Raw genomic sequence first — 26713 nt, 5'->3', positions numbered from 1 at the left:
CGTGTCATTGTATATTACAGATGAATGTATCAATTGTGATGTCTGTGAACCAGTATGTCCAAATGAAGCTATTTATCTTGGTGATGTGATCTATGAGATTGATCCTAATTTATGTACGGAATGTATAGGGCATTATGACAAACCACAGTGTCAACTTTTTTGTCCTGTTGACTGTATTCCTAAAGATCCTGAGCATGAAGAAAGTGAAGAAATTTTACTCGAAAAATATCATCGTTTAATTGATCAAAAAAATACAAGCATTTCTGAGTAAGATTTGCTAATATGTGCGCCGAAGTGAGCTGGACGGTCGCTGCTATGGAGGTCTTCGTGACTAAAGTAGGGGAGGAAAGTCCGGGCTTCGCAGGGCAAGGTGCCAGGTAATGCCTGGGTGGCGTAAGCCAACGGAAAGTGCAGCAGAGAGTAGACCGCCATATTTATATGGTAAGGGTGAAAGGGTGCGGTAAGAGCGCACCGCATGTCTGGTAACAGTACATGGCATGGTAAACCCCACCTGAAGCAAGACCAAATAGGAATCCACATAGGTATGGCCCATACTGGATTCGGGTAGGTCGCTTGAGCGTATGAGTGATTGTACGCCTAGAGGAATGATCGTTCTTGACAGAACCCGGCTTACAGGCTCACTTCACAGATTTTAGAAAAAAGTGTTGACTATTCTTTTTTTAGCAAATAGAATGCGCAAACAGTTTTCGGCTATGTAGCTCAGTTGGTTAGAGCACAGCACTCATAATGCTGGGGTCACAGGTTCAAGTCCAGTCATAGCCACCATTTTATAGACCATGCACCCTTGTATGGTCTTTTTTTATGTCTTAATTATATATGTTTTTCTACAATTTTATTAATCTTAGTTTCTATTTATAAATAATGTAGTTATTTCTTTAAATTTAGAATAATTGACTAGCCTTAATAGTAACTAACTATTATTTAATTTAAAATAGCAATATTTTTAAATAGCCACGATAATAAATCAAAAAATTAATGGTTTTTTAGCTCGCAGATGTTGATTAATATTTATAGTTTATAAAGTTCTAATGACATTTGAAGTGCATGGCTAGGCCAATTGGCAATGCAAAAAATGACTAGAGTCAAATGCTCTATAATAAATATTATGGATGTGATTGCAGATAAACTTAGTCTATTCCATTAGTAGCTATACTAATGGAAGGAATGTCTAATCATAATTTATAATTATATGCAGTAGAAAACTTAGATAAAGCTAGAAAAAATACTAAATAAAAACACTATGGAGAAATATTGTACGAATTTAAAACTGCAAAGGATTTGAGACCAGTTTTATAACAACTTGGTTTCAGAGTCAGGTTTAAATTATGCTGAAGTGGTATTATAGATTGAAAGAGCAAGAAAGTAGCTAATGTATCGGTTGTGAGTGGGAGAAGATTGTTGTTGCTATAATTGCTGAAACCACTGCAAAAAATATAAGAACGCAACTTATATTTTTACAGGGTTCAGACTATATATACAATGGGTCATCTTCACCAAAAACCATAATGTATAAAGAGTATGGTTAGGTAGTTTATTGAAAAGTAAGTATATTTATATATCAATCATTTGGAGCTCTTTCTCATTATAACGTGCACCTGCAATATGTTCAGAAAGAAAGATGTTATCGATTTTTTGAATATTTTCTTGATCTAATATAATTTCACTTGCAGCAATATTATCTTGTAAGTGGTTCATTCTGCGTATTCCTGGAATAGGGACAAGGTGTGTATATTTATGTAGCATCCATGCAAGTGCAAGTTGTGCATTCGAACAATGATAGAATTGTGAAATTTGTTCTAGCTGTTGAATAAGATAATGGTTTTGTTCAACTGAATTTTTTTGAAATCTAGGTAGGTTTTTTCTAAAATCATTATCTGCAAGATTTTCTATGTGTAGTTGACCTGTGAGAAAGCCTCGACCAAGCGGGCTATAAGGTACAAAGCCAATATTAAGTGCTGTACATGTTGGTAATATTTTTTGTTCAGCTTCACGTGACCATAACGAATATTCACTTTGCACTGCAGTAATGGGGTGAACTGCATGTGCTTTACGTAAGGTATTCGCAGAAACTTCACACAGCCCAATATGCTGAATTTTACCTTCATGAATTAGGTCAGCCATTGTTCCAATGACATCTTCAATAGGTACGTTTGGATCTACACGATGCTGATAAAATAAGTCAATTGTTTCGCGACCTAAACGTTTTAAACTTTCTTCTGCTACTTTCCGAATGTTTTTAGGATGGCTATCTAAGCCACATACTTGATCAATACCTTCTTTGCTTGGGTCGAGTTGAAACCCAAATTTAGTTGCAATAAAGATGTCTTTATGGTCTTTAAAAGCCTTCTTCAGTAGTTCTTCATTGGTAAAAGGACCATAAACTTCTGCGGTATCGAAAAAATTAATACCGAGCTCTACAGCCTGATGAAGTATGTATATTGCTTCTTTTTCTTCTAAGCCACCATATGCTGAACTCATGCCCATGCAGCCCATACCAATACTAGAAACCTCTAACTCACCAATTTTTCGTTGTTTCATTGTGTTTATCTCAATTATTTACGGTATTATTAAAGTAAGTGAGCAAGGTTTGATTTACAATTGAGTTAAATTTAATGGTTTATTAAAAATAATTAAAGAATGAGTCGAATCCCAGAGTTTCATCAAATACATGTATTTATGACAGTAGCGAAGTATTTAAGCTTTGCACGAGCTTCAAAAATGATTAATGTCACACCACCTGCGATTACGACAACAATAAATAATTTAGAACAGCGCTTAGAGGTAAGGCTTTTTCATCGTTCAACACGTAGTGTGTCTTTGACAGAGAAAGGGCAAGATTTTTTAGAGAGTGTGACACCTATTTACAAGCAGTATATAAATGCCTGTGAGCAATTTACAACGAATGAAATTATACCTAAAGGAAAAGTAAAAATAAGCATCCCACGTATTGTACAAGATTTGTTTTTTGAACAAGTTTTTATACCGTTTAAAAAACAGTATCCCAACATCGAGCTTGAAGTTTTAGTTTCAGATGGGCTTGTGAATATTATTGATGAAGGTTTTGATTTTGGTATTCGATTCTACGAGTCTATTCCTAAAGACATGATAGCAATTCGTTTCGAAAGTCATGTTTCTCTAAGACCATTTGCTTCACCTACATTTTTAAAAAAATATGGGTGTCCACAAAATATAGATGAGCTTTCATCATTTAATTGTATACAGCGAAAGTTCCCAAGTGGTGAAAATTATGCATGGGAATTTTTTGATGGGCAAAAGCATATTCATAAAAAAACGAATGGAAATATGATTGTAAATACAGATCAGATGATGATTCAGGCAGGTTTAAATCATCTAGGCATTATTTATGTTTATGATAGCTTGGTTGCAATATATGAAAATAGTGGAGAACTAAAACGTATTTTGAATCAGTATAACTATCCTAGCGCACCATTTTATTTATACTACGCAACTGGTAAAAATATTTCTCGTGCTGCACGATGTTTTATTGATTGGGTTCAGCAGTCGACTGGTGTAATGCATTGAAAAAAAGGATGCACATGCATCCTTTTCTTATTGGAAAATATTTTAGTATTTATAGTTTAAGCCAAGAGAGAGTAAAGAGTCTCGGCTATTACCAATATCTGCTTGAATATCTTTAATATTATAGCTTGCAGATGCTGCAAAGTGTTTTGTTAAATCAGTTGTTAATGCTGTTCTTGAACGGAATGTACGAGAGTCCTGACCAAATTCATAGCCTAAGTCTTGGTTGAAACGAACAGAAGGTGTAATTTTGTATTCATAGAACGCTGCCAGAGTACCTACTAATTCATTAGTTGTATCCTGTGGAGCAACTTTCTCTTTACTAAAACGATAACCGCCACCAATTTCAGTAGAAAGTGACTGTCTATCATCTTTAATTAAATTTAGACCTAAACCACCTGTTGCACTTAATTGATAGTCAAAGGCACTGCTTAAATCTTTTTCAGCAGTTAATTTACCGAATTGGTAAACAGTGTCTGAACTACTATGAGATACTTTTCCAGCAAGTAAATAGCGTTCGATATTGTTTTTTGCATTGTCATCATGCGTGCTGACAGCACTTGCAAGAACTTCTTGACCCCAGACACCTACTTGGCGTTGAAATAAGATACGTGCGGTTAGATTAGATTTATTTGTTGAGCTACCATCAGTTGTTTTACTATTGTTAAAGAGGTAACCAATATCACCTTCTAAGCGAAATGGTTTATCGTTATCAACTTTTATTGTACTTGCCCCACCTGTGCGTGTTGGTCCTAGGTCTGCAGCAAATAGTGAAGAGCATGCTAAAGTTGTTAAAATACCAATAATAATTTTCTTACGCATTTTAATCTCGTATTTTGATTTTGTTTGAGTAAAGATAGCTATATCTTCGGTTAATTGTGCTTTGATGCTAAACAATAATCAAAAAAAATTACATAATAGATACATGTAACTTTTTTTTAGTCGTTTTTGTAAATATATTTTGTGAAAATTAAATTAATGTTGTTTTATGATGTTTAAGACAAAATCTAATATTTAGATATCGCTATATAAGCTGTTATCTTATACAGCGATATAATTAACCATTCACCATAATACCGCCATTAATGTGTAATGTTTGGCCTGTAATGTATGAGCCATCTTCACTTGCAAGAAAAACAAAGCTTGGACCAACTTCATGAGGTAAGCCATAGCGTTGCATTGGTGTATCTTTACCTAAATCATCTAGCTTGGATTTATCTACATCGCTCCATGTGCCTTGAATAGGTGTAAGAATTGGACCTGGTGCAATAGAGTTAATGCGAATACCTTTATGTGCAACTTGATTAGAAAGCGCGCGAGTAAAGCTAATCATTGCACCTTTTGTTGATGAGTAATCGACCAATTCTTTTAAACCAATATAAGCATTTACAGAAGCAACGTTAATAATAGAATCACCTTCTTTAAACTGTGGTAAGAAGATTTTACTTAAATAGAACATCGCATCTAAATTGATGTTAAATGTTTTCTTCCACTGTTCATCGGAAATATCTGCAAGATTATTTTTTGGAAATTGAGCTCCTGCATTGTTTACAAGAACATCTACTTTTCCAAAGTCACGCAATACGTTGTTTGCAAACTCTTGTGTTTTTTCTTTATCTCCAAGATCTACTTCATAAACTCGGCATGTTCTACCAAGTTTTTCAATCCATTCTTTTACAGAAGCAGCTTGTGCTTGAGAGGATGTATAGCTTGTAATCGCAATATCTGCACCTTCAGTAGCCGCATGCATAGACATTGCACGACCAATGCCTGTGCCCCCACCAGTAATTACAACAACTTTCCCCGCAAGTTTACCTGTGCCTTTATAGTTCTCACGAATAAAATTGTGTACTTGTTCAACGCTTCTTAAATCAGGATTAGACATGGAAGTCCTCCGGTATCATTTTCATTAAAAGTGTTATTTTGACGATAAAACTCTGAATCATTAAATATAAGAATGAGTCAAAGAATATTTATGAATTTATTTCTTACTATATAAGCTTTCGTATCAGTATAAAGCGTTCTCTGAAAAATTGGTGAGTTGTTAAAAAAACGAAACAATAGGCTTATATGTGGTTTATGATGTGGGCATTCGTATTTTCGTATTAGGTGGTGCTCAATGAAAATTGTTGCAGATGAGAATCTTGCCTTTGCATCATATTTCTTTTCAGATATTGCAGAAATTCAATTACATGCAGGTCGAACATTACAAGCTAAAGATTTAGTGGATACTAATGCGTTGCTTGTGCGTTCTGTCACTAAAGTAAATGAAGATTTACTAAAAGATACTTCTGTTAAGTTTGTTGGAAGTGCAACTATTGGTACTGATCATTTAGATATAGATTATTTGCAGTCACAGCATATTGAGTGGAAAAATGCCGCAGGGTGTAATGCTCAAGCAGTAGCAGAGTATGTTGTTACTGCTTTGGCACACTTGAATATCAATTTATTAGATGCAAATAAGGATTTTACTTTAGGTATTATTGGGCTTGGAAATGTAGGTTGTCGTTTAGCTCATCTTGGAAGGTTACTTGGATGGAATGTCATTGCATATGATCCATTTGTAACCATAGATGGTGTTACACAGGTTGAACTATCGGTATTATTGCAACATGCAAATGCGATTTCAATTCATGTTCCTTTGACTAAAGATGGTGATTATCCGACATATCACTTATTCAATGATGACGTTTTTCAATCTTTACCTAAAGAAACCATTCTTATCAATAGTGCACGCGGTGCAGTTATTTCAGAACAGGCTTTACTTAAAGATGTAAAGCGTACTGGGCGTTTAGTTGTGCTTGATGTGTTTGAGTATGAGCCATTAATTAGTGAGGCATTACTTAAGCATATTAGCTTAGTGACACCACATATTGCAGGTTACAGTTTAGAAGGCAAAGCGCGAGGTACTCAAATGGTTTACGAAGAGTTTTGTAAATATTATGACTTCGTCCAAAATAAAGACTTTAAAACCCAGTTGTCTGCATGTGAGCAATTCTTTGAGGGGTCGAGTGATCTAAAAAGTGTTCTTAAAAAGTATATTTTCGAGATATATCCAATTTTAGAAGATGATCGGCGATTACGTGCATGTTTAAAAGATGGAATTATAGATCAGTACAGTTTTGATCAATTACGCAAAAGTTATCCATTACGCCGAGAATGGTCATCACATGGAGCACATATATAATGTCGTTAAGCTATGCACCTACGTGTGACATGAAAGCATTACAAGCACGTGCAAAAATGTATGCACAAATTCGTCAGTTTTTTAATGAAAGAGATGTATTAGAAGTTGAAACACCTATTCTTTCTGCAGCAGGTGTGACGGATGTTCATTTAGCTTCCGTAACGGCAAATAGAAGTTTAGGAGGAAAGGTAAATGAGCACTATTTACAAACTTCTCCTGAGTTTGCAATGAAACGTTTATTGGCTAGTGGTAGTGGGCCTATTTATCAAATCTGTAAAGTATTTAGAGATGATGAGCATGGTAAAAAACACAATAGTGAATTTACGATGCTTGAATGGTATCGCCCTAACTTTTCATTAAAAGATTTGATGCATGAAACAGCAGATTTATTACAAGTCTGTTTATCTGATCGATTTTCAGAAATTAGACCGCTTATTTTAAGCTACAAGCATGCCTTTCAAGATCGTTTAAATTTGAACCCATTAAAAGCAACAGTAAACGATTTAAAAGAAGCAACAAAGCGTGTGGGTATTCATATTGATTTAGCTGAAGATCGTCTTGCATATATGGATCTGTTATTTTCCCATATAGTAGAACCAAGTTTAGGCTTCGATACACCAGTATTTTTAACTGATTTCCCACCTGAAATGGCTTCTTTGGCAAAGACACGTATAGATGACGATGGGGAGGAGGTTGCGGCTCGATTTGAAGTATATATCGAAGGTTTAGAGCTTGCCAATGCCTATGATGAGTTAGTGGATGCTGATGTTTTGCGATCGCGTTTTGAAGAGGATAATCGAGCACGTGAAAAACAAGGCTTAAGTACAATGCCTTTAGACGAGCATTTACTTGCAGCATTACCTAATATGCCTGCATGTTCAGGTATTGCGCTTGGCGTAGACCGCTTATTAATGGTGGCACAAAATAAGTTTAAACTGTCAGAAGTAATTACTTTTCCAGCAGATATAGCATAGATTTTTGAGTTATTGAATTGAGTAATATGTTGTAATAGCTTTATATGTGCATAGTACCAATATACCAATTATTAATGAGATAATGTAACCGACGATACTGTCGGGTAAGTTGTTGGATATATAGTAGTATGCAAGGAGCATGAAAATAATAAACAGTAGAGTAGTCATTTTTATAATGTAGATTTTATGTTTACGCTAAGAGTATTCTCTTAGCGTAAACTACATGTTAGATAAAACCTATACTAATTTTGCTTTGAAAGAAACTTCTCTTTTAGCATTTCTAGTGCTTTGATCCGATAAGAAATAAGCATTTCTCCAATATCTGGGCCTTTAACTTCTTTTGGTAGGTCATGTGCTTTAATACTACGAACACATTGAATTGCTTGTCGCATATAATCTGCTTGAGGGTAGGGTCTATTTTCTAAACCTAAGCGCCCGCGTGCATCACACTCACATGCTTGAATAAACTCTTCTACCTTTTCAGGTCTTCTTAAAACATCTAGACGTTGTAGTAAGCGCCAAAATGTACCCGGTTTTAGTATTAAAGCCTGATGGCACATGAGATGTTCTTTACAGACTGAAATCGCAAGTTTTTTAGTATTTGTAGGAACTTTTAAGCGTTCACACATCTGTGTTACAGGTTTTACACCACGAGCTTCGTGCATAATATGACGAGGTAATATATCTTTTGGAGTCAGTGCTTTTCCAAGATCATGGACTAAAACAGCAAATCGAACGTCTAAACTATATTCATGCCTGCAAGCTTGTTGTAAAGACATGAGTGTATGTATACCACAGTCAATTTCAGGGTGATATTCAGGACGTTGGGGTATGCCAAAGAGTGCATCAATTTCCGGGAAAAGAACCTCGAGCGCACCACATTCACGGAGTACTTTAAAGTATACATCTGCATTTTTTTCTAAAAGGGCTCGAGATGTTTCCTTCCAAACACGTTCAGGTGTAAGGCTTTCAAGCTCTCCAGAATTTGCTAGTTTTTGCATCAGGCTAAGTGTTTCTGGTGCAATTGTGAAACCGTAACTTGCATAACGTGCAGCAAATCGAGCAATACGTAATACACGTAATGGATCTTCTGCAAAAGCATCTGAAATATGGCGTAGAATTTTATTTTCTATATCTTTATGACCATGGTAGGGGTCATAAATTTGACCTGTTTTTTCATCTTGAGCGATGGCATTGATTGTAAGATCACGCCGTAATAAATCTTGCTCTAGTGTAATGTCTGGGTCGGTAATAAATTCGAAGCCATGATATCCACGACCTTTTTTTCTTTCTGTTCTTGCAAGTGCATATTCTTCTTTGGTTTTTGGGTGTAAAAACACAGGAAAATCTTTCCCTACAGCTTGGTATCCTTGTTGAATAAGCTGTTCAGGGGTTGCACCAACAACGACATAATCTTTTTCTTGATAGGGGTGGCCAAGAAGCTGATCTCTGACAGCGCCACCAACTAAATAAACACGCATGAAAAAACCTCTATTCTTAGCATCATCATGCATTAGAATAGAGGTTTGTACAAGTCTGAAATTCAAACCTTTTTAGTCAGAATGAATTATTTTCCTTGTTGTTGCTGAATCGCAGTCACTGTTACAGCAGTCATATTTACTAAACGACGTGTTGTTGCCGTTGGTGTTAAAATATGTACTGGTTTTGCAGCACCTAAAAGAATAGGTCCAATCGTTACATTGTTGCCAGTAGTTGACTTTAAAAGGTTAAAGGCAATATTTGCAGCATCAAGGTTCGGCATAATAAGTAAATTTGCTGAACCTTTATAGCGTGAATTAGGGAATGCAAAATGACGAATATTTTCATCTAATGCAGCATCACCATGCATTTCACCTTCAACGATAAGTTCAGGCGCACGCTCAGAAAGTAACTCATAAACTTTACGCATTTTTTGCGCACTTTCATCAGTTTGGTTACTACCAAAACTAGAATGAGAAAGTAGAGCAATGCGTGGTTCTATACCAAAGCGACGTACTTCTTCAGCAGCCAGTACAGTCATTTCAGCCAATTGCTCGGCATTTGGGTTTGTATTGACATATGTATCAGCAATGAATAGGTTGCGATCACCTAGCATTAGTGCATTGAGGGTAAAGAAGTTATTCATGCCTTCTTTAAGCCCAATAATATTGTTAACAAACTCTAAGTGGCGTTCATAACTGCTGTATGTACCACAAAGCATACCGTCAACTTTACCTGTTTTTAAAAGCATAGAAGCAATAATTGTTGAACGACGACGCGCTTCGCGTTGCGCATATTCAACAGTAACCCCTTTGCGCTTCATAACTTCATGGTAGTTTTTCCAGCACTCTTCGTATTGCGGGTTATGCTCTTGGTCTACAATTTCAATGTTAATACCATTATGTAAGCGTAAACCGAGTTTTTGAATGTTTGCTTCGATAACTGCAGTACGGCCCACTAGAATTGGACGTGCAAGACCTTCATCTACAACTACTTGAGCAGCTCGAAGTACACGTACATCTTCACCTTCTGCGTAAGCAATGCGCTTAGGCGCTTTTTTTGCTTGTGCAAAAATAGGTTTCATAATAAATGCTGTGTTATATACGAACTCAGATAATTTTTGATGATATGTATTCATATCTTCAATTGGACGTGTTGCTACACCAGAATCCATCGCTGCTTGTGCAACAGCAGGCGCAATTTCTAGAATAAGACGTTGATCTAGTGGTCCAGGAATAAGGTAGTCACGACCAAATGCAGTAGGCTTTTCACCATAAGTAGAAGTATCAGCTTCGACATGTGCCATGCGTGCAATGGCATGTACACAAGCAACTTTCATTTCCTCATTAATTGTAGTTGCACCAACATCAAGCGCACCACGGAAAATGTAAGGGAAGCAAAGTGCATTGTTTACTTGGTTTGGATAGTCTGAACGACCTGTAGCCATAATTACATCAGAGCGAACTTCATGTGCATGCTCTGGTAAAATTTCAGGATCTGGGTTTGCAAGAGCAAAGATAATTGGATCTTGCGCCATTTTCTTAACCATATCTTTTGTTAAGATACCAGCTGCTGAAAGCCCAAGGAACATATCTGCATTTTCAATGACTTCATGCAGCTTAGTTTCAGGAATATCTTGCATATAGCGTTTCTTAGATACATCTAGGTTCTCTCTAGATGTTGTAATAAGACCGCGAGAATCTGCAACAATGATATTTTCTTTTTTAGCACCCAAAGCACATAATAGGTCTAAGCAAGAAAGTGCTGCCGCACCTGCACCCGATGCAACAATTTTTAATGATTCAATTTTTTTACCATTAAGTTCTAATGCGTTGAGTAGCGCTGAACCTACAATGATACTTGTTCCATGTTGATCATCATGGAACACAGGAATGTTCATGCGTTCACGGAGTTTTTTCTCGATATAGAAGCACTCAGGGGCTTTAATATCTTCTAAGTTAATTCCGCCAAAAGTTGGTTCAAGTGCTGCAACGATATCTACAATTTTATCAGGATCGTTTTCAGCAATTTCAATATCAAAAACATCAACACCAGCAAATTTTTTGAAAAGAACGCCTTTACCTTCCATAACAGGTTTGGAAGCCAATGGACCAATATTCCCCAATCCTAAGACTGCTGTTCCATTACTGATAACAGCAACTAAGTTACCACGTGCAGTATATTTTGCTGCTGTAGATGGATCACGTGCAATTTCTAAGCAAGGTTCTGCCACCCCTGGAGAATAGGCTAATGCCAAATCACGTTGATTGCTGAGCTGTTTGCTTGGCGTAACGCTAATTTTTCCAGGAGTTGGAAATTCATGATAATTTAAAGCTTGTTGTTTAAGTGTTTGATCGTCCATTTGAATCTCTTTAGTACAGTTTAGTCTAGTGATTTATAAGACACTAGAACACATACAGTTTGAATATAGCATTAGTTAAAGATTTAGCACAGCGATAAACAGACTAAAACTAAAAGTATAAAGGAGCCTTAATAGGCTTGCCTATGGCAAATAAGTTACTGTTTTGAGAAAAAGGGTTTTAAATGAACAGTTATAAGGCTTAATAATTAACCAATACATATAAATATTCACTACTATCAATCTCTTAATTGTATTTAAATATCATAGAAGTTATAAAAAATACCTTTCTAGTCCCTTATATTCCCGTTATGAAAGTTGCTTATCTTATTTGTTAAAAGTGAAGTTTAGTATAGATAGAGCAACAACTGGGGCAGTTTCAGTACGTAAAACACGCTCGCCAATACACCAATTTTGAAATTTTTTCTTATTTGCTTGCAGAATTTCATCTTCCGAGAGTCCGCCTTCAGGACCAATGAGTAAAGCTATATCGGGTGTTACATGTTGTAAGACATCTACTTGTGCTTTATTGGGTGCAAGTACAAGGCGAGTAGAAGGGAGTTCATCATTTAACCAGTCTTGTAGGTTCTTGGGTGGCAATACTTTGGGAACTAAATTTAGTCCGCATTGCTCACATGCTGCAATGGCAACAGCCTGCCAATGGTCTATTTTTTTTTGATCTCGATCATATTTTAATCGCATTTCACAACGTTCACTGGTAAGTAGTTGAATTGTATGTACACCTAACTCAACAGCTTTTTGTATTGCATAATCCATACGATCTCCTTTAGACATTACTTGTCCTAGAAGTCCATTAAAGCGAGGAGATCTATTATCGGGTGAAAATGTTTGTACATCTACAAAGGCATTCTTTTTATTAATTTCTACAAGGCTGACTTTATATTCTCCACCTTTGCCATTAAAAAAAATTGCTTCCTCATTTAACTTAGCGCGTAAAACACGTACCCAATGGTGAAAAACCGTTTCTGTAAGTTCAACACGTGTATCTACATTTAATGCTGTATCTATATAAAAACGGTTACTCATGAGGCGTAGGACTCTTAAATATATATTTAGATTAAAGAATATCTTAACCCAATATTTTGTTGGGTAAATGATATTTATAGTATAAACATGTGTGCTTAGTACGCTACCCTTAATCATACGTTCGTATAACTTTAGTACAGTTTAATAGGTTTAATTCTGAGTATGTTTATAATTATTATTAGATTTTTAAGAAACCAGTTTATACCTGAAAAAAACTAGGGTTGTGGATCATTGAGATGCTTTTATACGATTAGCTTAATTTATAAATAGATATTATGTGTATTATCTTCAAATGATTATTCTGGTTGGCTTTCTATCTAGAGTTAAATTTGAGGAGCTGTGAATGTGCTCCTCAAGTTAAGTTTAGAAATATTTTAGAAGAGTAATATGTTTATTATTATGCTTAAATTTTGAAAATGCATGAATTGCAGGGTAAAGACAAATGCATAAAATAATACTTACAAGCCAAACTGTAGAAATATCATTAAAGCCAAAGTATTTACCATGATTTAAGCCAAAGAAACTTACTGCAATTATATAAAGTATTTTAAGTACAAAAAGATGAAAAATATAAAAAAACATGGGTACAGAACCAAAAGTAATAAGGGGTTTAACCCATGATTTATTTTGATTTTTTTCTAAAAATAGAAGTAATAAAAGCCCAATACCACCATTCCATAAAATGAAGAATAAAGAGGGCGGGTATTTTGTTAAATTTAGAAAACTCATAAGTGTTTCTAGCAAGGTTGGCATATGTTGCCATGTTTTATCGCCGTAAATATTGATAAATCTAAGTACAATAAACAGTGATAGACTGATAACTGCAGTCGTTAGAATCATTTTTTGTCGTTGTTTTACTTGGATATTTTCTTTAAACCATGTTTGACCAAAACAATAGCCTAATAAAATGAGTCCGATCCATGGCAAAATAGGGTAGGTTGTACGAATTCTTAAACCATTTTCAAAAGTAATCCAGCCACGTTCATGAAGAATATTCCAGATGGGTTGGAATGATGTATTTGCAAAGGAAATATGATCTAATAAATTGTGACCAAATATAATGAGTAGTGCAATAGACCACTGACCTATTCGAGGTAATGTAATTAGACCTGCAAGACAGACCATACTAATACCAATTGCCCAAATAACTTGCAAATAAATTGTTTGAGGTGGGAATTGACCTGTCCATGCAAAATTTACGATCACTAATTCTAATACAATGAGAAATAATCCTCTTTTCATTAAAAAGGATTGAGTAAGCTGAATGCTATTATTTTTTTGTTGGTAGAGATAGGCGGAAAGACCTGTAAGTAATACAAAAACAGGTGCACAGATATGTGCAAGTGTTCTACTTAAAAAAAGAGAAGGTTCTGTTTCACTAATGATCATGGGATCGGGCACTTGATGGTGCAAGAAAAAGGTTTCTCTTACATGATCAAGCATCATAATAATAATGACCAAACCACGAAGTGCATCTATAGCATATAGTCGTTGAGAGAGTTGAACTGACATGAATTAAATAAGATGAAATTTAAATGTTATAAGATAACATAACACTTGTATGAATCCTATTTTATCCTTTTATTTTGATAAATCACTCTTTGAAGCGAGAAGAAACTAATATAATTTAGTTATTCATTGAAAAATTATAGAGATAAATGTGGAAATCAATACTTTTAAAATTGAAACTGAGCAAGATATTTATGATTTAGCTGAGTTGTTTAATGCTTATAGAGTTTTTTATAAACAAGAAAGTAATTTTTTGGCTGCGTATCAATTTATTGAAACAAGACTGAAGAATAAAGATGCCGAGTTTATTATTTATAAGAATAATGAGAATAAAATAGTAGGTTTTATTCAGCTGTATCCTATTTTTTCATCTGTTTCGATGAAAAAAGCTTGGATACTAAATGACTTGTATGTTCATGATGGTTTTAGAAGGCAAGGTATTGCTGAGTTTTTGATGCAAGGGGCAATTAATTTAGCACAGCAAACTGATGCAAAATTTTTAATGCTAGAAACGGGCATGACCAATAAGAGTGCACAAAATTTGTATAAGAAGATGGGTTTTACAGAAGATAAAGAGACATTATTTTTAACATATAGTTGTCAATAAAAGACAAAAGGAGTGCTGTCAGCTTTTGTCTTTTATAGTCTGAAAATATACTAGATTAAGCGATAGTATTTATAGGTTGCATTGCCACTATAAACGGCATAGCTATTTTGTTTAAAATCTGAGACCCAGTCAGACCCTGTGTAGCCGGCAATATGACCATATTCATGTGATCGTGTACGATTGATAATATAGATATCACCTTTACGTGGGCTATCAAAAGCAGGAGAAATTTGTCTATAACCAATTTTTTCTAGTGTATGTCCCCAGTCTGCAGCAGCAACTGGATGGCTTGTTACATTAGCACCCGCAGACTCTAAAGCCAAGCGCACATGTTTAGCACATTTTTCTGTGCTTTTACGGCGAGCACTTGCTACAAGCGTATGCGTAAATTTATTTACATTAATATGGTTGTGACTTGGTTTATTTGCTTGTGCACGTGCATTAAATGTATGGTGATGTGCTTTTTTCTTTGACGTCTTGGCTGTATTCTTTTTAGTAACAGCTTTATGAGTCTTAGATTGAGTAGATGTATGTTGCTTATGCTTGTTTAGACCACTATTTTTACTAGCGGATGAGTGAGCATGAGCAACAATGTGTGTATGAGCGCTGTGGTGGGCGTGGTCTTGGTGATGCGTATGGTGGATCATTGCAAAAACATTCTCGGTAACACATGAATACTGAGTAAGCTTTTTTATACTCAGGGCGAAGTTAAGGTGTATGCAATACTATAACATTGATATATGACAATCTATCTTAAATTGACCAAAAGAGAAAAAATGACGTTACAAAATGTTAATAGTTAAAAAACACATAATAAAATAATATATTGATTCTTATAAAAATAATTAATAACAATGGCTTATAATTTTTATTTTAAAAAAAATTTTTAAAATTACTATAAATTAAGTTAAGTCAATATTCTTTGGCACCTATTTTGCTTTGTATTTTTTATCTAAATACTCATAAATTTCTAAAAGATAAGAGTGATATAACGAAGGTAAGCAAAATGAAAAAAAATAATATGAGGTATCGGTATTCTATTTTTATGCTGTTGTTTGCTCTTATTCTCATTAACTATATTGATCGTGGTGCACTTCCATTTGCAATTAATGATATTGCCAAAGAATATAGTTTATCTAAGGTACAAATAGGTGCTGTACTTGGTTATTTTGGTTTTGGTTATTTAATTGGAGCACTGTTAGGAGGTGGATTAGCCGATCGTTTTGGAACAAAGAAAGTATGGCTGTGTTTTGGTCTAGCATGGTCGGTTATTGAAATATTTACGGCTTGGGCAGGAAATATAGGCGTTTTCTTTTTTGGGTCATCTTTAATGGGTTTTGCAATGTTTAGAGTGCTATTTGGTATTGCTGAAGGACCTGCATACCCTTTATTAAATAAATCTATTGCCAATTGGGCACCTAAAAATGAGCGAAGTTTTTCATTAAGTTTAGGGTTATTGAGTACACAAGTTGCTGGATTGCTGACAGCACCAATTGCAGTTTTTTTATTGATGACAACACATAGTTGGAGAACGATGTTTGTGCTGTTAGGCATAGTTTCTTTTATGTTTATGGTGGTTTTTTATTTTAGATTTCAAGATTCACCTGAGAAGCATCTAAAAGTTACAAAAAATGAGTTGGCTGAAATTCAAAAAGATAGAGAAGAACAGGCGGAGAAACTACCGTGGTGGACATTTTTTCAGAATCGAACACTGGTGCTTAATGCTTTTGGCTATTTTGCATTTCTATATGTCACATTTACAATTATGTCTTGGGGTCCGAAATATTTACAAGATACCTTCCACTATAACTTAAATGCACTCTGGTATATGGCTATGATTCCATGGGTGGGGTCTACCATTACTGTGGTATTGGGTGGCTATATTAGTGATTTTTTGTATAAAAAGTATCATTTGAAAATTGCGAGAAATATTTTTGCTATGGTCATGCTGGCTTTAACTGCAATATGTTTTGCAATAGTACCTTTTATGCATACTGCAACTACAATTATTCTTCTTATTGCATTAGGGAATGCATGTAATGCAATGATTAACAATGTTTATTACTCAGTTGTAATGGATGTTTCTCCTCATCAAAATATTGGGGTGTTCTCTGGTGTAACACTTGCGATTGCAAATGGCTCAGCCATTCTTTCTCCTTTACTTTCAGGTTGGCTTGCACAATATTATTCATACCATGCCATTTTCTATGCAACTGCTTGTGTTGCAGGAGTAAGTATGTGCTGTATGGCCATGCTACAGCCGCATAGAAAAATTAAAGTAGATTTACCACAAAAACATACGATTCCTGCTATTCATTAGTTTATTTTCTACGTTGGAGTATAACCGTGAAGCACTTACAAGATGCGATTTCAATTGCTGAACAGTTTCAGAAAAAAACACTTAACCCTTTGCAAGCTTTAGAAAATGCATTTGAAAAAATTCAGCAAACAGACAGTGTGTATATCCAACTTTGTGAAGCACGTGCTTATAGAGAAGCAAAATCTGCTCAGGCAAGATGGGAAGCAGGTCAGCCCCTCTCAATTTTTGATGGTGTACCTATTTCATGGAAAGATTTATTTGATATTCAAGGCTATAAGACAACTGCAGGTTCTCCAGTTTTAAATGAGAGTAAGATAAAGACAGCCGATGCGAGTATGGTTGCAACATTAACTCAGAAAGGTATGGTAAATGTTGGTAAAACAAATTTATCTGAGTTTGCATATTCAGGATTAGGACTAAATCCTTTTTTTGGGCATCCTAAAAATATATATGACAATAATTGTGTTTCGGGAGGTTCTTCTTCTGGCGCTGCCATTTCTGTAGGCAGAGGCACAGTACCACTAGCTATGGGTTCAGATACAGCAGGTTCTATTCGTATCCCTGCTGCTTTTAATGGCTTGGTGGGATATAGAAGTAGTTATACGCGTTATGCAAAAGAAGGTGTATTTGAGCTTGCAAAAACTTTAGATACTTTAGGGCCTTTAGCACTTAGTGTACGTGACTGTAAAGCACTAGATAATTTATTACTTGGAAAGAATATTTTAGAGATTCCTCAAATACAGATAAAACCACAGCAAATGAGTTTTGTTGTTGATGAGCGTGTTTTCTCACATCCTAAAACCTCAGAAGATGTAAAAAATAATTTTGCTCAAAGTGTAGAAAAACTGAAAGAACAAGGTTGTTTAGTGGAGTATCGACCAATTGATGCATTTCAGCAAAGTTTAGATTTGGTTGATGATGGGTTGTGGCTTGGAGCGGCAGAAGCATTCACATTACATGAAGATTTACTCAATTCTTCTGATGCAGAAAAAATGGATCAATATATTCGCTCAAGATTGGAAACAGCGCGTCATTTCCCTGCATCGAAGCAAATTAAGTTATATTTCTTGAAGCAAAAATTACAGCAACAGCTTCGTGTTGAATTGAATGGTTCTTTACTGCTTACACCAACAGTAATGCATACAGCACCTGAACTGGCGCCATTACTTGAAAGTGAAGAAACTTTTTTTGATTGGAATAAGCGCAGTTTACGTTTAACTATGCCAGGAAGTTTTTTAGATACACCAGCGATTACCGTGTCTAATGGTTTTTGTAACCGAGGGTTGCCAACAGGATTACTTATTTCTTCATATTCAGGAGATGATGAAAGTGTTTTCCGTGCAGCACATTTTTTTGAAGGGTTGTAACTATCATTTGAGAAAGAGACCAAACTTAAATGTTTGGTCTCTTATTTATTAGGCTTCTATTGTCTGTACAGCAATTTTTTTCGCAGGATCTACTTTTCTGCGTACTTGTGGCACAGGTTCACCATAGTACTGACGGTCTGCAAAGTAACTTGAGCGCACCATAGGAGCAGACCAAATGTTTCTAAACCCAAGTTTACGACCATGTTCTGCATAACGCTCAAATTCTTCAGGCGTTACAAAACGTTCAAGTGCTGCATGTTCTTTTGACGGCTGTAGGTACTGACCAATCGTCACATAGTCCACACCGTGCGCATGTAAGTCATCCAATAAAGAAATAACTTCTTCTTCAGTTTCGCCAATACCTACCATTAGTCCACATTTTGTTGGAATATCTGGGCGCATTTCTTTAAAGCGCTGTAGTAGCGTCAAAGAGTGTTGATAATCTGAACCCGGACGCATGGCTTTATAGAGTCGAGGTACAGTTTCAATATTATGGTTAAATACATCGGGTGGGCATGCTGCCATAATATCGAGGGCAACATCCATACGACCTCTGAAGTCGGGTACTAAGATTTCAAGCAGTGTCGTTGGGCTAAGGGCACGTGCTTCTTTGATACAATCAACAAAGTGCTGTGCACCACCATCGAGCAAATCATCTCTGTCTACAGAGGTGATCACAGCATATTTTAAATGTAAATTGGCAATTGTTTCTGCCATATGGCGTGGCTCATCTGCATCTAGCGCATTTGGTCGTCCATGTGCAACATCGCAAAATGGACAGCGACGTGTACAAATATCACCCATAATCATAAAGGTTGCTGTACCACCACCAAAACACTCAGGTAGGTTAGGACATGCTGCCTCTTCACAAACGGTATGTAATTTTTGTGCGCGTAAAGTCGTTTTTATACGTTGAACTTCTTCAGGTGCTGTCATTTTTACCCGAATCCAATCGGGTTTGCGTGGCACTTCAACCGTAGGAATAACTTTTACAGGAATTCTAGCGACTTTATCTGCGCCGCGAAGTTTTACCCCCTGTTCTGGCTTACGGTTTTTCGTCATTTTCAACATTTCCACTGTTTGACAATTTTAAATGGCTCTTTGCTATACAGTAGCATTATAACGAAAAATGTGCCATTGAGGGGAGTAATGGATATTTGTTAATAAGAAAGTATAACTTGCTGAAAATAACGCAAAGTAGCATCTAAAAGAAACTGAATTAGGCTAAAATAAATGAAAACAATGGAAGGAGTGATATATGTCACGTAAGAAAGAAGTGATTAGAGGGAATTTTAGTAAGTATGATGCCATTGTATTAGGTTCAGGCCCTGCTGGTGAAGGGGCTGCCATGAAACTAACTAAGTCAGGTAAACGGGTAGCAATTGTAGATATGCGTGGTCAGCTTGGTGGGAATTGTACCCATGTTGGTACAATTCCAAGTAAGGCACTACGTCAGACTGTTTCAAGCATTATGCGTTATCAGCGTGACCCATTGTTTCAAAAGGTAGGTGAGTGGAAAAAGTTCACCATGAAACAAGTATTAAGTCATGCACATCGTGTTATTCAAAAACAAGTTGCAACACATAGCCGTTTCTATGACCGAAATAATATTGATGTGTTTTATGGTCGTGCTTATATTCAAGATAAAAATACTGTGGTTGTATTTACACCAGATGGTGTGAAAGAAACTATCTTGTTTACTGAGCTTGTGATAGCGACAGGAAGTCGTCCATATCATCCACAAGGTTTAGATTTTAATCATCCGCGTGTATTTGATTCAGATAAAATTTTAGATTTAGATTACACCATTAAAAAAATTATTATTTATGGTGCTGGTGTGATTGGTTGTGAATATGCTTCTATATTTATTGGTCTGAATCATAAAGTAGATTTGATTAATACACAGCCAAAATTATTGAGTTATTTAGATACTGAAATTTCAGATGCTTTGTCTTATCATTTGCGTGAACAAGGGGTACTAATTCGCCACAATGAGCAAATCGACCATTTGGAAACATCTGATGACTATGTGATTTTGTACTTACAAAGTGGTAAGAAGATTAAAGCAGATGCCATTTTATGGTGTAACGGTCGTTCAGGAAATACAGATGGTTTAGGGCTTGAAAATATTGGTTTAACACCAAATAGCCGTGGTCAGCTTTCTGTCAATGAGTTATATCAAACATCAGTAGAAAATATTTATGCTGCAGGTGATGTTGTTGGATGGCCATCTCTTGCATCGGCTGCTTATGATCAAGGGCGTTGTGCAGGGTCAAATATGAGTGGTGAGGAAAATGTAAAACCTGTTACGGACATTCCAACAGGTATTTATACGATTCCTGAAATCTCATGTTTTGGTAAAACAGAGCAAGATTTAACAGAAGAGAAAGTGCCTTATGAGGTTGGGCAGTCATCTTTTCGTCATTTGGCACGTGCACAAATTACGGGTGACACGGTAGGTGAGTTAAAAATCTTATTTCATCGTGATACTTTGGAAATTTTAGGTATCCACTGTTTTGGCAATAATGCATCTGAAATTATTCATATTGGACAAGCCATTATGCAAAGCCAAAATAATTCACTGAAGTATTTTGTTGAAACAACATTTAATTACCCGACAATGGCAGAAGCGTATCGTGTCGCTGCACTCAATGGGCTCAATCGTTTATTTTAGTTTGAAAGGGTAATGTCGAATATTTATCGGCATTACCTATTTTGATAGATGATGATTTACATTTTGCTTAAAAAATATGATAACAATTGTTATTGCTCTGTTTTAATATGAAACATATGCTCGATACAGAATAAAATTTGAGCTATTTTATAACCATAACGATTTTAAATTCCATTGTTCTATACAAGAGGATACTATGACAACAAAGAGTAAAACATTGGGTCGTGTTTATACACGTAATAACCTTGATGAAAAAATTAAAGAATCTACATTAAAAATTTTAAATCAGATTTTATCTAATTTGATTGATTTATCTTTAATTACTAAGCAAGCACATTGGAATATGCGTGGCAGTAATTTCATTGCTGTCCATGAAATGTTAGATACATTTAGAACATCGATTATTACACATTTAGATAATGTTGCTGAGCGCGCAGTACAAATTGGTGGTACAGCTTTAGGAACGACGCAAGTTGTAGGTAAAGATTCGCAATTAAAAGCATATCCAACAGATATATATGATGTGCAAGATCATTTAGTGCAACTTGCAGATTGTTACGCTGTGGTTGCAAATCATCTTCGTTCTACTATTGAAGAAATTGAAGATCCAATTTCTGAAGATATTATTCATGCTGCACTTGAAGATTTAGATCAGCATTTATGGTTTATTGAAGCAAATATCGAAAAAGAAAAGTAAGCTGTATGATACATAAAAGCCAACTCTATTTAGGGTTGGCTTTTTTACAAATTTAGTATGTTTGAAATGCAATAAGAATCATAAGAAATATAAAACGATTACGAACTATTCATATTTATCTAGGGTAGTTCCTACAAAATAAATATTGTTCAATATTGTATTTAGGTTTTCTATGAAACATTTTTGGATTTCCTTATTGTGCATTTTATCTATTACAGGTTGTATTGTCGTACCAACGCATGCAGGTGTAATGCCTATACAGATTTATAGTGACTTTCCTCATTTGGTAAATTCAACTTTAGATAATGGATTTTTTGATGATGATGGCTTAGAGCATCAGCCACCATCACATGAGATTCATCAAATGATTACAGGGGTTAAACTATTTAAAGAACGTGAAAAGTATGAAGATGACGATGAGTAGTTATGTATTAGGACCTTTTTTGGTATAGACCTGCATGTACTGTTCCTGCTTTGGTTTCTTTAATTTTTTGCCATGAATTGGGTAGTTTAATTTGTGCAAATGGAATATCTGCTTCAATATAAATAAAGGCATTTAGATTTAGTAAAGGGTCAATCATTACAGATAAATTTTCCCATAATTTTAAGCTGTAAGGTGGATCTAGAAAAACAACATCAAATGTTTTTTTTAAGTTTGGCAATACATCTTCAGCTATTTTGCAATGAAGTTCACACCTATCTCGAATATTTAGCATTTGAATATTTTCTAGTAGAAATTTGGCTTGCTGTTTGCTGGGTTCGATGAGCGTGACGTGTGAAGCACCTCGTGAAAGTGCCTCAAAAGCCAGTGCACCAGAACCTGTACATGTATCTAAAACAGAGGTGTTTTGAATATCCCACATGAGCCAATTGAAAAGAGTTTCTCTAACTCGATCGGGTGTTGGTCGTAAACCTTCAATGGAAGCAAAAGGAAGCTGTCTGCGCTTCCATTCACCACCAATAATACGTAACTGATTTTTCATATAATATCTATCTATTCGCTAATATCTGTATCTGGAACATCACCTGTTGCACGATCGGATGTCACAGCAGGTGTTGATATAGGCTTTACAAGGTGGGCAACTGGGCTAGTTGTTGCAATTGCATTTGGGTCAGCCTCTAGCATTTTACCAATACTTGGCAGTTGTCCAGGCTTTAAGCCCGCAGTCATTAAACCACCATTGACTTGTTGGGCAGTTGGTTTAATTGGGTTAGTCTTACGTTGCACCATCCAATAGTCAAATATTGGTTTAGCAATATGTGCAGCAGCACCACCATGGCGACCATTTTCCCAAATAACAGCAAGTGCAATTTCAGGGTTTTCCGCAGGTGCAAAGCCTACAAATAAACCATGGTCATATTCTCGTTGTGTCAGTAATGCTTCATTATATTTTTTACCTTGAGCAATACTTTTAACCTGTGCTGTACCTGTTTTTCCTGCAATTTGATATGCATTGGTTCGAATACTGCGACCTGTACCATGATTAATTACATCTACCATGGCATCACGCATTTTTAACCAATCTTCTTGTGTACCATTAAATTTGACGTTGCCATCTGTATCGTTATGAATAGGGTGAGGAAGGGCACCTTTTACAGATGAAAGTACGTGAGGGGTAATGTGTTTACCTTGATTTGACAAAATTGCAATAGCCATTGCAAGTTGTACAGGTGTTGCTGTAAATGCACCTTGACCAATACTTACTGAAATTGTTTCACCACGTAGCCATTTAGACTTGTAGTTTTTCATCTTCCATTCAGGGTTAGGGTAAATACCAGTACTTTCACTTGGTAAGTCGAGTCCTGTCTTTGCACCGAAACCAAATTGGCGCATCCACTCATTCATATGCTCGATACCCATTTGGTTTGCAAGTATATAGAAGTAGGTATCACATGACTCTTGGATGGCTTTGTTCATATTTACAATGCCATGCCCAGTTTTTTTCCAATCTCGAAATTTATGTGGATCACCTGGAAGCTGGAAGTAACCTGGGTCGTGAATTGCTGTTGACCAATCAACGACACCATAGTTAATACCACCCAACCCCTCTACAGGTTTAATTGTAGAACCGGGAGGGTATGTCCCTTGCACAGCACGGTTATATAAAGGTTGGTCTAAGTTATCTCTGAGTGCTGCATAGTCTTTTCCGCTAATCCCTGTAACAAAGAGATTAGGGTTAAAGCTTGGGCTAGATACAAGTGCTAATATTTCTCCAGTTTTGGGATTGATTGCAACAACAGCACCACGTCTTCCTGCCAATTGTTCAGAAGCAACAACTTGTAGGCCGTAGTCTAAAGATAGGTAAAGATCATCACCTTGAGCAGGTTCCTTACGTCCTAAATGTCTTAAAATATTGCCATGTGCATCAGCTTCTACGGCTTCATTACCAGGAATACCATGAAGCAGATTTTCATAATATCTTTCAACACCACTTTTACCAATAAGGTTTGTACCTGCATAGGTGTCTTTATTAATGCTCTTTAATTCACGGTCATTAATTCGACCTACATAACCAATAATATGTGCAAAAAGTTCACCGTAAGGGTAATAGCGTGTCATTTGCGTTTCAATTTGTACACCAGGAAATTGATACTTAGTTTCACTAAAACGTGCAATTTCGGTTTCATTAATATTGAGTTTTAAAGCAACACGTTCGGTCTTTTTTGCTGTTTTTATACGTGCATTAAATTTATCAATATCATCTTCTGATAAGTCTAAAATAGGTTTTAAACGCTGTACTGTATCATCAATATCATCTACATCGGCTTTACTTAGCGTTGCAGTAAAAACAGGATAGTTGTCTGCAAGTAAAATGCCATTACGGTCATAAATATAACCACGTGTTGGGGCAATAGGTTGTAGGCGAATGCGGTTACTGTCTGATGCAGCTGAAAAATCCTTATAGTGCACCACTTGAAGATAGAAGTACCGCGCAATAAGCATTGAGAAACATACGAGTACTAAGCCAACAGCAATAAATATTCGATTGCGATAAATGCGTCTTTCTTGTTGTACGTTTTTTAAAGGAAAATGTTGCTTCATATAGACGATATCAGCAGAAGGTAAGGTGAAAAGCGTACTATTTTAACCTAAGCGACGTGTGAATAAAGACTGTATTGAATTTATTGTGTAAATATTTCTTTAGATGTTGTTGTATTGTGGGCAACTATACTATGAAGTTTCAGTATAGTTGCCTGTGTTATATAATTAGAAAATACCCTGCGCAATCATAGCATCTGCAACTTTTACGAAGCCTGCAATATTAGCACCATCAACATAGTTGACGAATCCATTTTCTTTTGTACCATATTTTACACAGTTATTATGAATATCACGCATGATATCTTGCAAACGAGAGTCGACTTCATCTCGTGACCATGACAGTCGGATTGCATTTTGCGACATTTCAAAGCCTGATGTTGCTACACCGCCTGCATTAGATGCTTTTCCTGGTGCATATAAAACTTGAGCTTGAATAAATTGTTCTACTGCCTCAAGCGTACATGGCATATTTGCACCCTCTGCAATACAAATTACACCATTTTTAATGAGTATTTGGGCATCGTCACCTGTTAACTCATTTTGAGTGGCGCAAGGTAGAGCAATATCTACAGGAATATGCCATGGTGTTTGTTTTTCAAAATACTCAAAATGATGCTTTTGGGCAAAGTCTGCAATACGCCCGCGTGTTTCATTTTTAATTTTCATAACATCGGCAAGCAACTCTGATGTAAAACCTTCTTTAATGTAAACTGTACCATTAGAGTCGGAGAGTGTAACAACCTTTGCACCAAGAGAAATTGCTTTTTCGGCAGCAAACTGGGCAACATTGCCTGAACCTGAGATAGAAACTATTTTATCTTTAAACGACTGATGTTTTGTTTTGAGCATTTCTTCTGCAAAGTAGACTGCACCATAGCCTGTTGCTTCGGGACGAATAAGGCTACCGCCAAATGAGATTCCCTTACCTGTAAATACTGAAGCGGTATCATTACTTAACTTTTTCATCATACCTGCCATATAACCGACTTCACGTCCTCCAACGCCAATATCTCCAGCAGGAATATCAGTGTTAGGGCCTAGATGGCGATAAAGTTCGACCATAAGTGCCTGACAAAAGCGCATAATCTCATTGTCTGATTTTCCTTTAGGGTTAAAGTCTGAACCACCTTTACCGCCACCCATAGGTAAGGTTGTCAGAGAGTTTTTGAAGATTTGCTCAAAGCCTAAAAACTTTAAAATAGAGAGATTTACAGATGGATGAAATCTCATTCCACCTTTAAATGGTCCAAGTGCAGAATTGTACTGTACTCTAAATGCGCGATTTACCTGAGTTTCACCTTGGTCATCTATCCAAGCAACACGAAACTGAATGACTCGCTCTGGTTCTACTAAGCGATCTAAAAGACCATGTTTGGTATATTGAGGGTTTTTCTCAATAAAAGGCCATAAGCTTGTCATCACTTCTTCAACAGCTTGTAGAAATTCGGGTTGATGTGGATTGTTTTTTTCTACTGCTGCTAGAAATTCTTTAAGGCTATGATATTTCAAAGTATTGACCCTTATTCTAAATTATGGCTTAAATCGTATTTTTCTCACGAGAAAAGTGAGTAGATATATCAACAATGTAACGTAGTTGCTGTCTGTATGAAAAGGAAAAAAGAAATCTTAGCCTATTTTTTGAGTACGTGATCTGCTTTAAAGATTGCCATAGATACAGTTTTTTGAGCATTGCAACTTGTTTAATTCTATTGGGTTAAAAGTATTCCTATATGATAAATACATACTTTCGTATATCTTTTAATTTTTATCTTTGCGACTCAGTGCTTTTAGCATGTTAATATATCAAGGTGCATAAAAATAATTTTTTAGGCTTCCGATTTCTTGCTTGTATGCCACCTTTAGATTGGTTTCTAGGTAGTGCTAACACG

Annotated in this window: 22 protein-coding genes, 1 tRNA gene and 1 other RNA gene; 12 read left to right on the top strand and 12 right to left on the bottom strand. The window is 35.9% G+C overall.

Features of this window, described 5'->3' with window-relative positions; translation table 11 throughout:
- Position 1 precedes the first annotated feature (1 nt).
- From AC1MPL_RS10840 to AC1MPL_RS10830, 3 genes are all read left to right on the top strand, one after another.
- On the top strand, positions 2 to 271 hold the full coding sequence (locus AC1MPL_RS10840; protein WP_479765960.1) for a YfhL family 4Fe-4S dicluster ferredoxin: 270 nt from the start codon (positions 2 to 4) through the stop codon (positions 269 to 271).
- Between the two features lie 20 nt (positions 272 to 291).
- Positions 292 to 649, top strand: an RNA gene (gene rnpB / locus AC1MPL_RS10835) — RNase P RNA component class A.
- A gap of 60 nt (positions 650 to 709) precedes the next feature.
- Positions 710 to 786 (top strand) — tRNA-Met (locus AC1MPL_RS10830).
- Between the two features lie 786 nt (positions 787 to 1572).
- On the opposite strand, the gene AC1MPL_RS10825 is transcribed toward AC1MPL_RS10830, so the two are convergent.
- Positions 1573 to 2559, bottom strand: a complete 987-nt coding sequence (locus AC1MPL_RS10825) for an aldo/keto reductase (protein WP_479765959.1) — start codon at positions 2557 to 2559, stop codon at positions 1573 to 1575.
- A gap of 99 nt (positions 2560 to 2658) precedes the next feature.
- Between AC1MPL_RS10825 and AC1MPL_RS10820 the strand changes: the two genes are divergently transcribed.
- Complete coding sequence (locus AC1MPL_RS10820; protein WP_479765958.1) at positions 2659 to 3564, top strand: LysR family transcriptional regulator; 906 nt, start codon at positions 2659 to 2661, stop codon at positions 3562 to 3564.
- 42 nt (positions 3565 to 3606) lie between these two features.
- Here AC1MPL_RS10820 and AC1MPL_RS10815 read toward each other — a convergent pair whose 3' ends face one another.
- Positions 3607 to 4383 carry a DUF481 domain-containing protein gene (locus AC1MPL_RS10815; protein ID WP_479765956.1) on the bottom strand — a complete coding sequence of 259 codons (777 nt, stop codon included), beginning with the start codon at positions 4381 to 4383 and terminating at the stop codon, positions 3607 to 3609.
- A gap of 235 nt (positions 4384 to 4618) precedes the next feature.
- A complete protein-coding gene (locus AC1MPL_RS10810) occupies positions 4619 to 5446 on the bottom strand; it encodes an SDR family oxidoreductase (protein ID WP_479765955.1) in 828 nt (275 codons plus the stop codon).
- A gap of 234 nt (positions 5447 to 5680) precedes the next feature.
- On the opposite strand from AC1MPL_RS10810, the gene AC1MPL_RS10805 reads away from it, so the two are divergent.
- Entirely contained in the window at positions 5681 to 6748 is a 1068-nt protein-coding gene (locus AC1MPL_RS10805; protein WP_479765954.1) for a 4-phosphoerythronate dehydrogenase, read from the top strand.
- Positions 6748 to 7722 carry an EF-P lysine aminoacylase EpmA gene (gene epmA / locus AC1MPL_RS10800; protein ID WP_479765952.1) on the top strand — a complete coding sequence of 325 codons (975 nt, stop codon included), beginning with the start codon at positions 6748 to 6750 and terminating at the stop codon, positions 7720 to 7722. Before AC1MPL_RS10805 ends, epmA begins: the two co-directional genes overlap by 1 nt.
- Before the next feature lie 242 nt (positions 7723 to 7964).
- Here the strand turns inward: epmA and AC1MPL_RS10795 are convergent, their stop codons facing one another.
- From AC1MPL_RS10795 to AC1MPL_RS10780, 4 genes are all read right to left on the bottom strand, one after another.
- Positions 7965 to 9203: a multifunctional CCA addition/repair protein gene (locus tag AC1MPL_RS10795; protein WP_479765951.1), complete on the bottom strand. Its 1239-nt coding sequence runs from the start codon at positions 9201 to 9203 to the stop codon at positions 7965 to 7967.
- 86 nt (positions 9204 to 9289) lie between these two features.
- On the bottom strand, positions 9290 to 11563 hold the full coding sequence (locus tag AC1MPL_RS10790; RefSeq protein WP_479765950.1) for an NADP-dependent malic enzyme: 2274 nt from the start codon (positions 11561 to 11563) through the stop codon (positions 9290 to 9292).
- A gap of 324 nt (positions 11564 to 11887) precedes the next feature.
- Positions 11888 to 12607, bottom strand: a complete 720-nt coding sequence (locus tag AC1MPL_RS10785) for a 16S rRNA (uracil(1498)-N(3))-methyltransferase (protein ID WP_479765949.1) — start codon at positions 12605 to 12607, stop codon at positions 11888 to 11890.
- A 363-nt stretch (positions 12608 to 12970) separates the two neighbouring features.
- Positions 12971 to 14119 carry an acetyltransferase domain-containing protein gene (locus tag AC1MPL_RS10780; protein WP_479765948.1) on the bottom strand — a complete coding sequence of 383 codons (1149 nt, stop codon included), beginning with the start codon at positions 14117 to 14119 and terminating at the stop codon, positions 12971 to 12973.
- 148 nt (positions 14120 to 14267) lie between these two features.
- On the opposite strand from AC1MPL_RS10780, the gene AC1MPL_RS10775 reads away from it, so the two are divergent.
- Complete coding sequence (locus AC1MPL_RS10775) at positions 14268 to 14723, top strand: GNAT family N-acetyltransferase (protein ID WP_479765947.1); 456 nt, start codon at positions 14268 to 14270, stop codon at positions 14721 to 14723.
- A 50-nt stretch (positions 14724 to 14773) separates the two neighbouring features.
- Here AC1MPL_RS10775 and AC1MPL_RS10770 read toward each other — a convergent pair whose 3' ends face one another.
- A complete protein-coding gene (locus tag AC1MPL_RS10770) occupies positions 14774 to 15370 on the bottom strand; it encodes a CHAP domain-containing protein (RefSeq protein WP_479765946.1) in 597 nt (198 codons plus the stop codon).
- 359 nt (positions 15371 to 15729) lie between these two features.
- Here AC1MPL_RS10770 and AC1MPL_RS10765 point away from each other — a divergent pair, with 359 nt between their 5' ends.
- Both AC1MPL_RS10765 and AC1MPL_RS10760 read left to right on the top strand, forming a co-directional pair.
- Positions 15730 to 17043: an MFS transporter gene (locus AC1MPL_RS10765; RefSeq protein ID WP_479765945.1), complete on the top strand. Its 1314-nt coding sequence runs from the start codon at positions 15730 to 15732 to the stop codon at positions 17041 to 17043.
- Between the two features lie 26 nt (positions 17044 to 17069).
- Entirely contained in the window at positions 17070 to 18410 is a 1341-nt protein-coding gene (locus AC1MPL_RS10760) for an amidase family protein (RefSeq protein WP_479765944.1), read from the top strand.
- 48 nt (positions 18411 to 18458) lie between these two features.
- Here the strand turns inward: AC1MPL_RS10760 and lipA are convergent, their stop codons facing one another.
- Positions 18459 to 19472, bottom strand: coding sequence for a lipoyl synthase (gene lipA / locus AC1MPL_RS10755; RefSeq protein WP_479765943.1), 1014 nt, complete (start codon positions 19470 to 19472; stop codon positions 18459 to 18461).
- 196 nt (positions 19473 to 19668) lie between these two features.
- On the opposite strand from lipA, the gene sthA reads away from it, so the two are divergent.
- The 3 genes from sthA to AC1MPL_RS10740 all read left to right on the top strand — a co-directional run bounded on the left by sthA (position 19669) and on the right by AC1MPL_RS10740 (position 22205).
- Positions 19669 to 21084 (top strand): Si-specific NAD(P)(+) transhydrogenase, encoded by a 1416-nt coding sequence (gene sthA / locus AC1MPL_RS10750; RefSeq protein WP_479765942.1) that lies wholly within the window; start codon positions 19669 to 19671, stop codon positions 21082 to 21084.
- A 196-nt stretch (positions 21085 to 21280) separates the two neighbouring features.
- Positions 21281 to 21781 carry a DNA starvation/stationary phase protection protein Dps gene (gene dps, locus AC1MPL_RS10745; protein WP_479765941.1) on the top strand — a complete coding sequence of 167 codons (501 nt, stop codon included), beginning with the start codon at positions 21281 to 21283 and terminating at the stop codon, positions 21779 to 21781.
- 172 nt (positions 21782 to 21953) lie between these two features.
- Positions 21954 to 22205 (top strand): hypothetical protein, encoded by a 252-nt coding sequence (locus tag AC1MPL_RS10740; RefSeq protein ID WP_479765940.1) that lies wholly within the window; start codon positions 21954 to 21956, stop codon positions 22203 to 22205.
- 7 nt (positions 22206 to 22212) lie between these two features.
- On the opposite strand, the gene rsmD is transcribed toward AC1MPL_RS10740, so the two are convergent.
- From rsmD to gdhA, 3 genes are all read right to left on the bottom strand, one after another.
- Positions 22213 to 22764: a 16S rRNA (guanine(966)-N(2))-methyltransferase RsmD gene (gene rsmD, locus AC1MPL_RS10735; RefSeq protein ID WP_479765939.1), complete on the bottom strand. Its 552-nt coding sequence runs from the start codon at positions 22762 to 22764 to the stop codon at positions 22213 to 22215.
- Between the two features lie 11 nt (positions 22765 to 22775).
- The gene (gene mrdA, locus AC1MPL_RS10730; RefSeq protein WP_479765938.1) at positions 22776 to 24824 is read right to left on the bottom strand and encodes a penicillin-binding protein 2; all 2049 of its coding nucleotides are present in this window, start codon (positions 24822 to 24824) and stop codon (positions 22776 to 22778) included.
- Positions 24825 to 24989: 165 nt separating this feature from the next.
- Entirely contained in the window at positions 24990 to 26333 is a 1344-nt protein-coding gene (gene gdhA / locus AC1MPL_RS10725) for an NADP-specific glutamate dehydrogenase (protein ID WP_479765937.1), read from the bottom strand.
- Positions 26334 to 26713: the final 380 nt, after the last annotated feature.

It is taken from the genome of Acinetobacter sp. N1-1, assembly GCF_056711485.1.
This window is presented reverse-complemented; position numbering and strand designations above follow the sequence as displayed.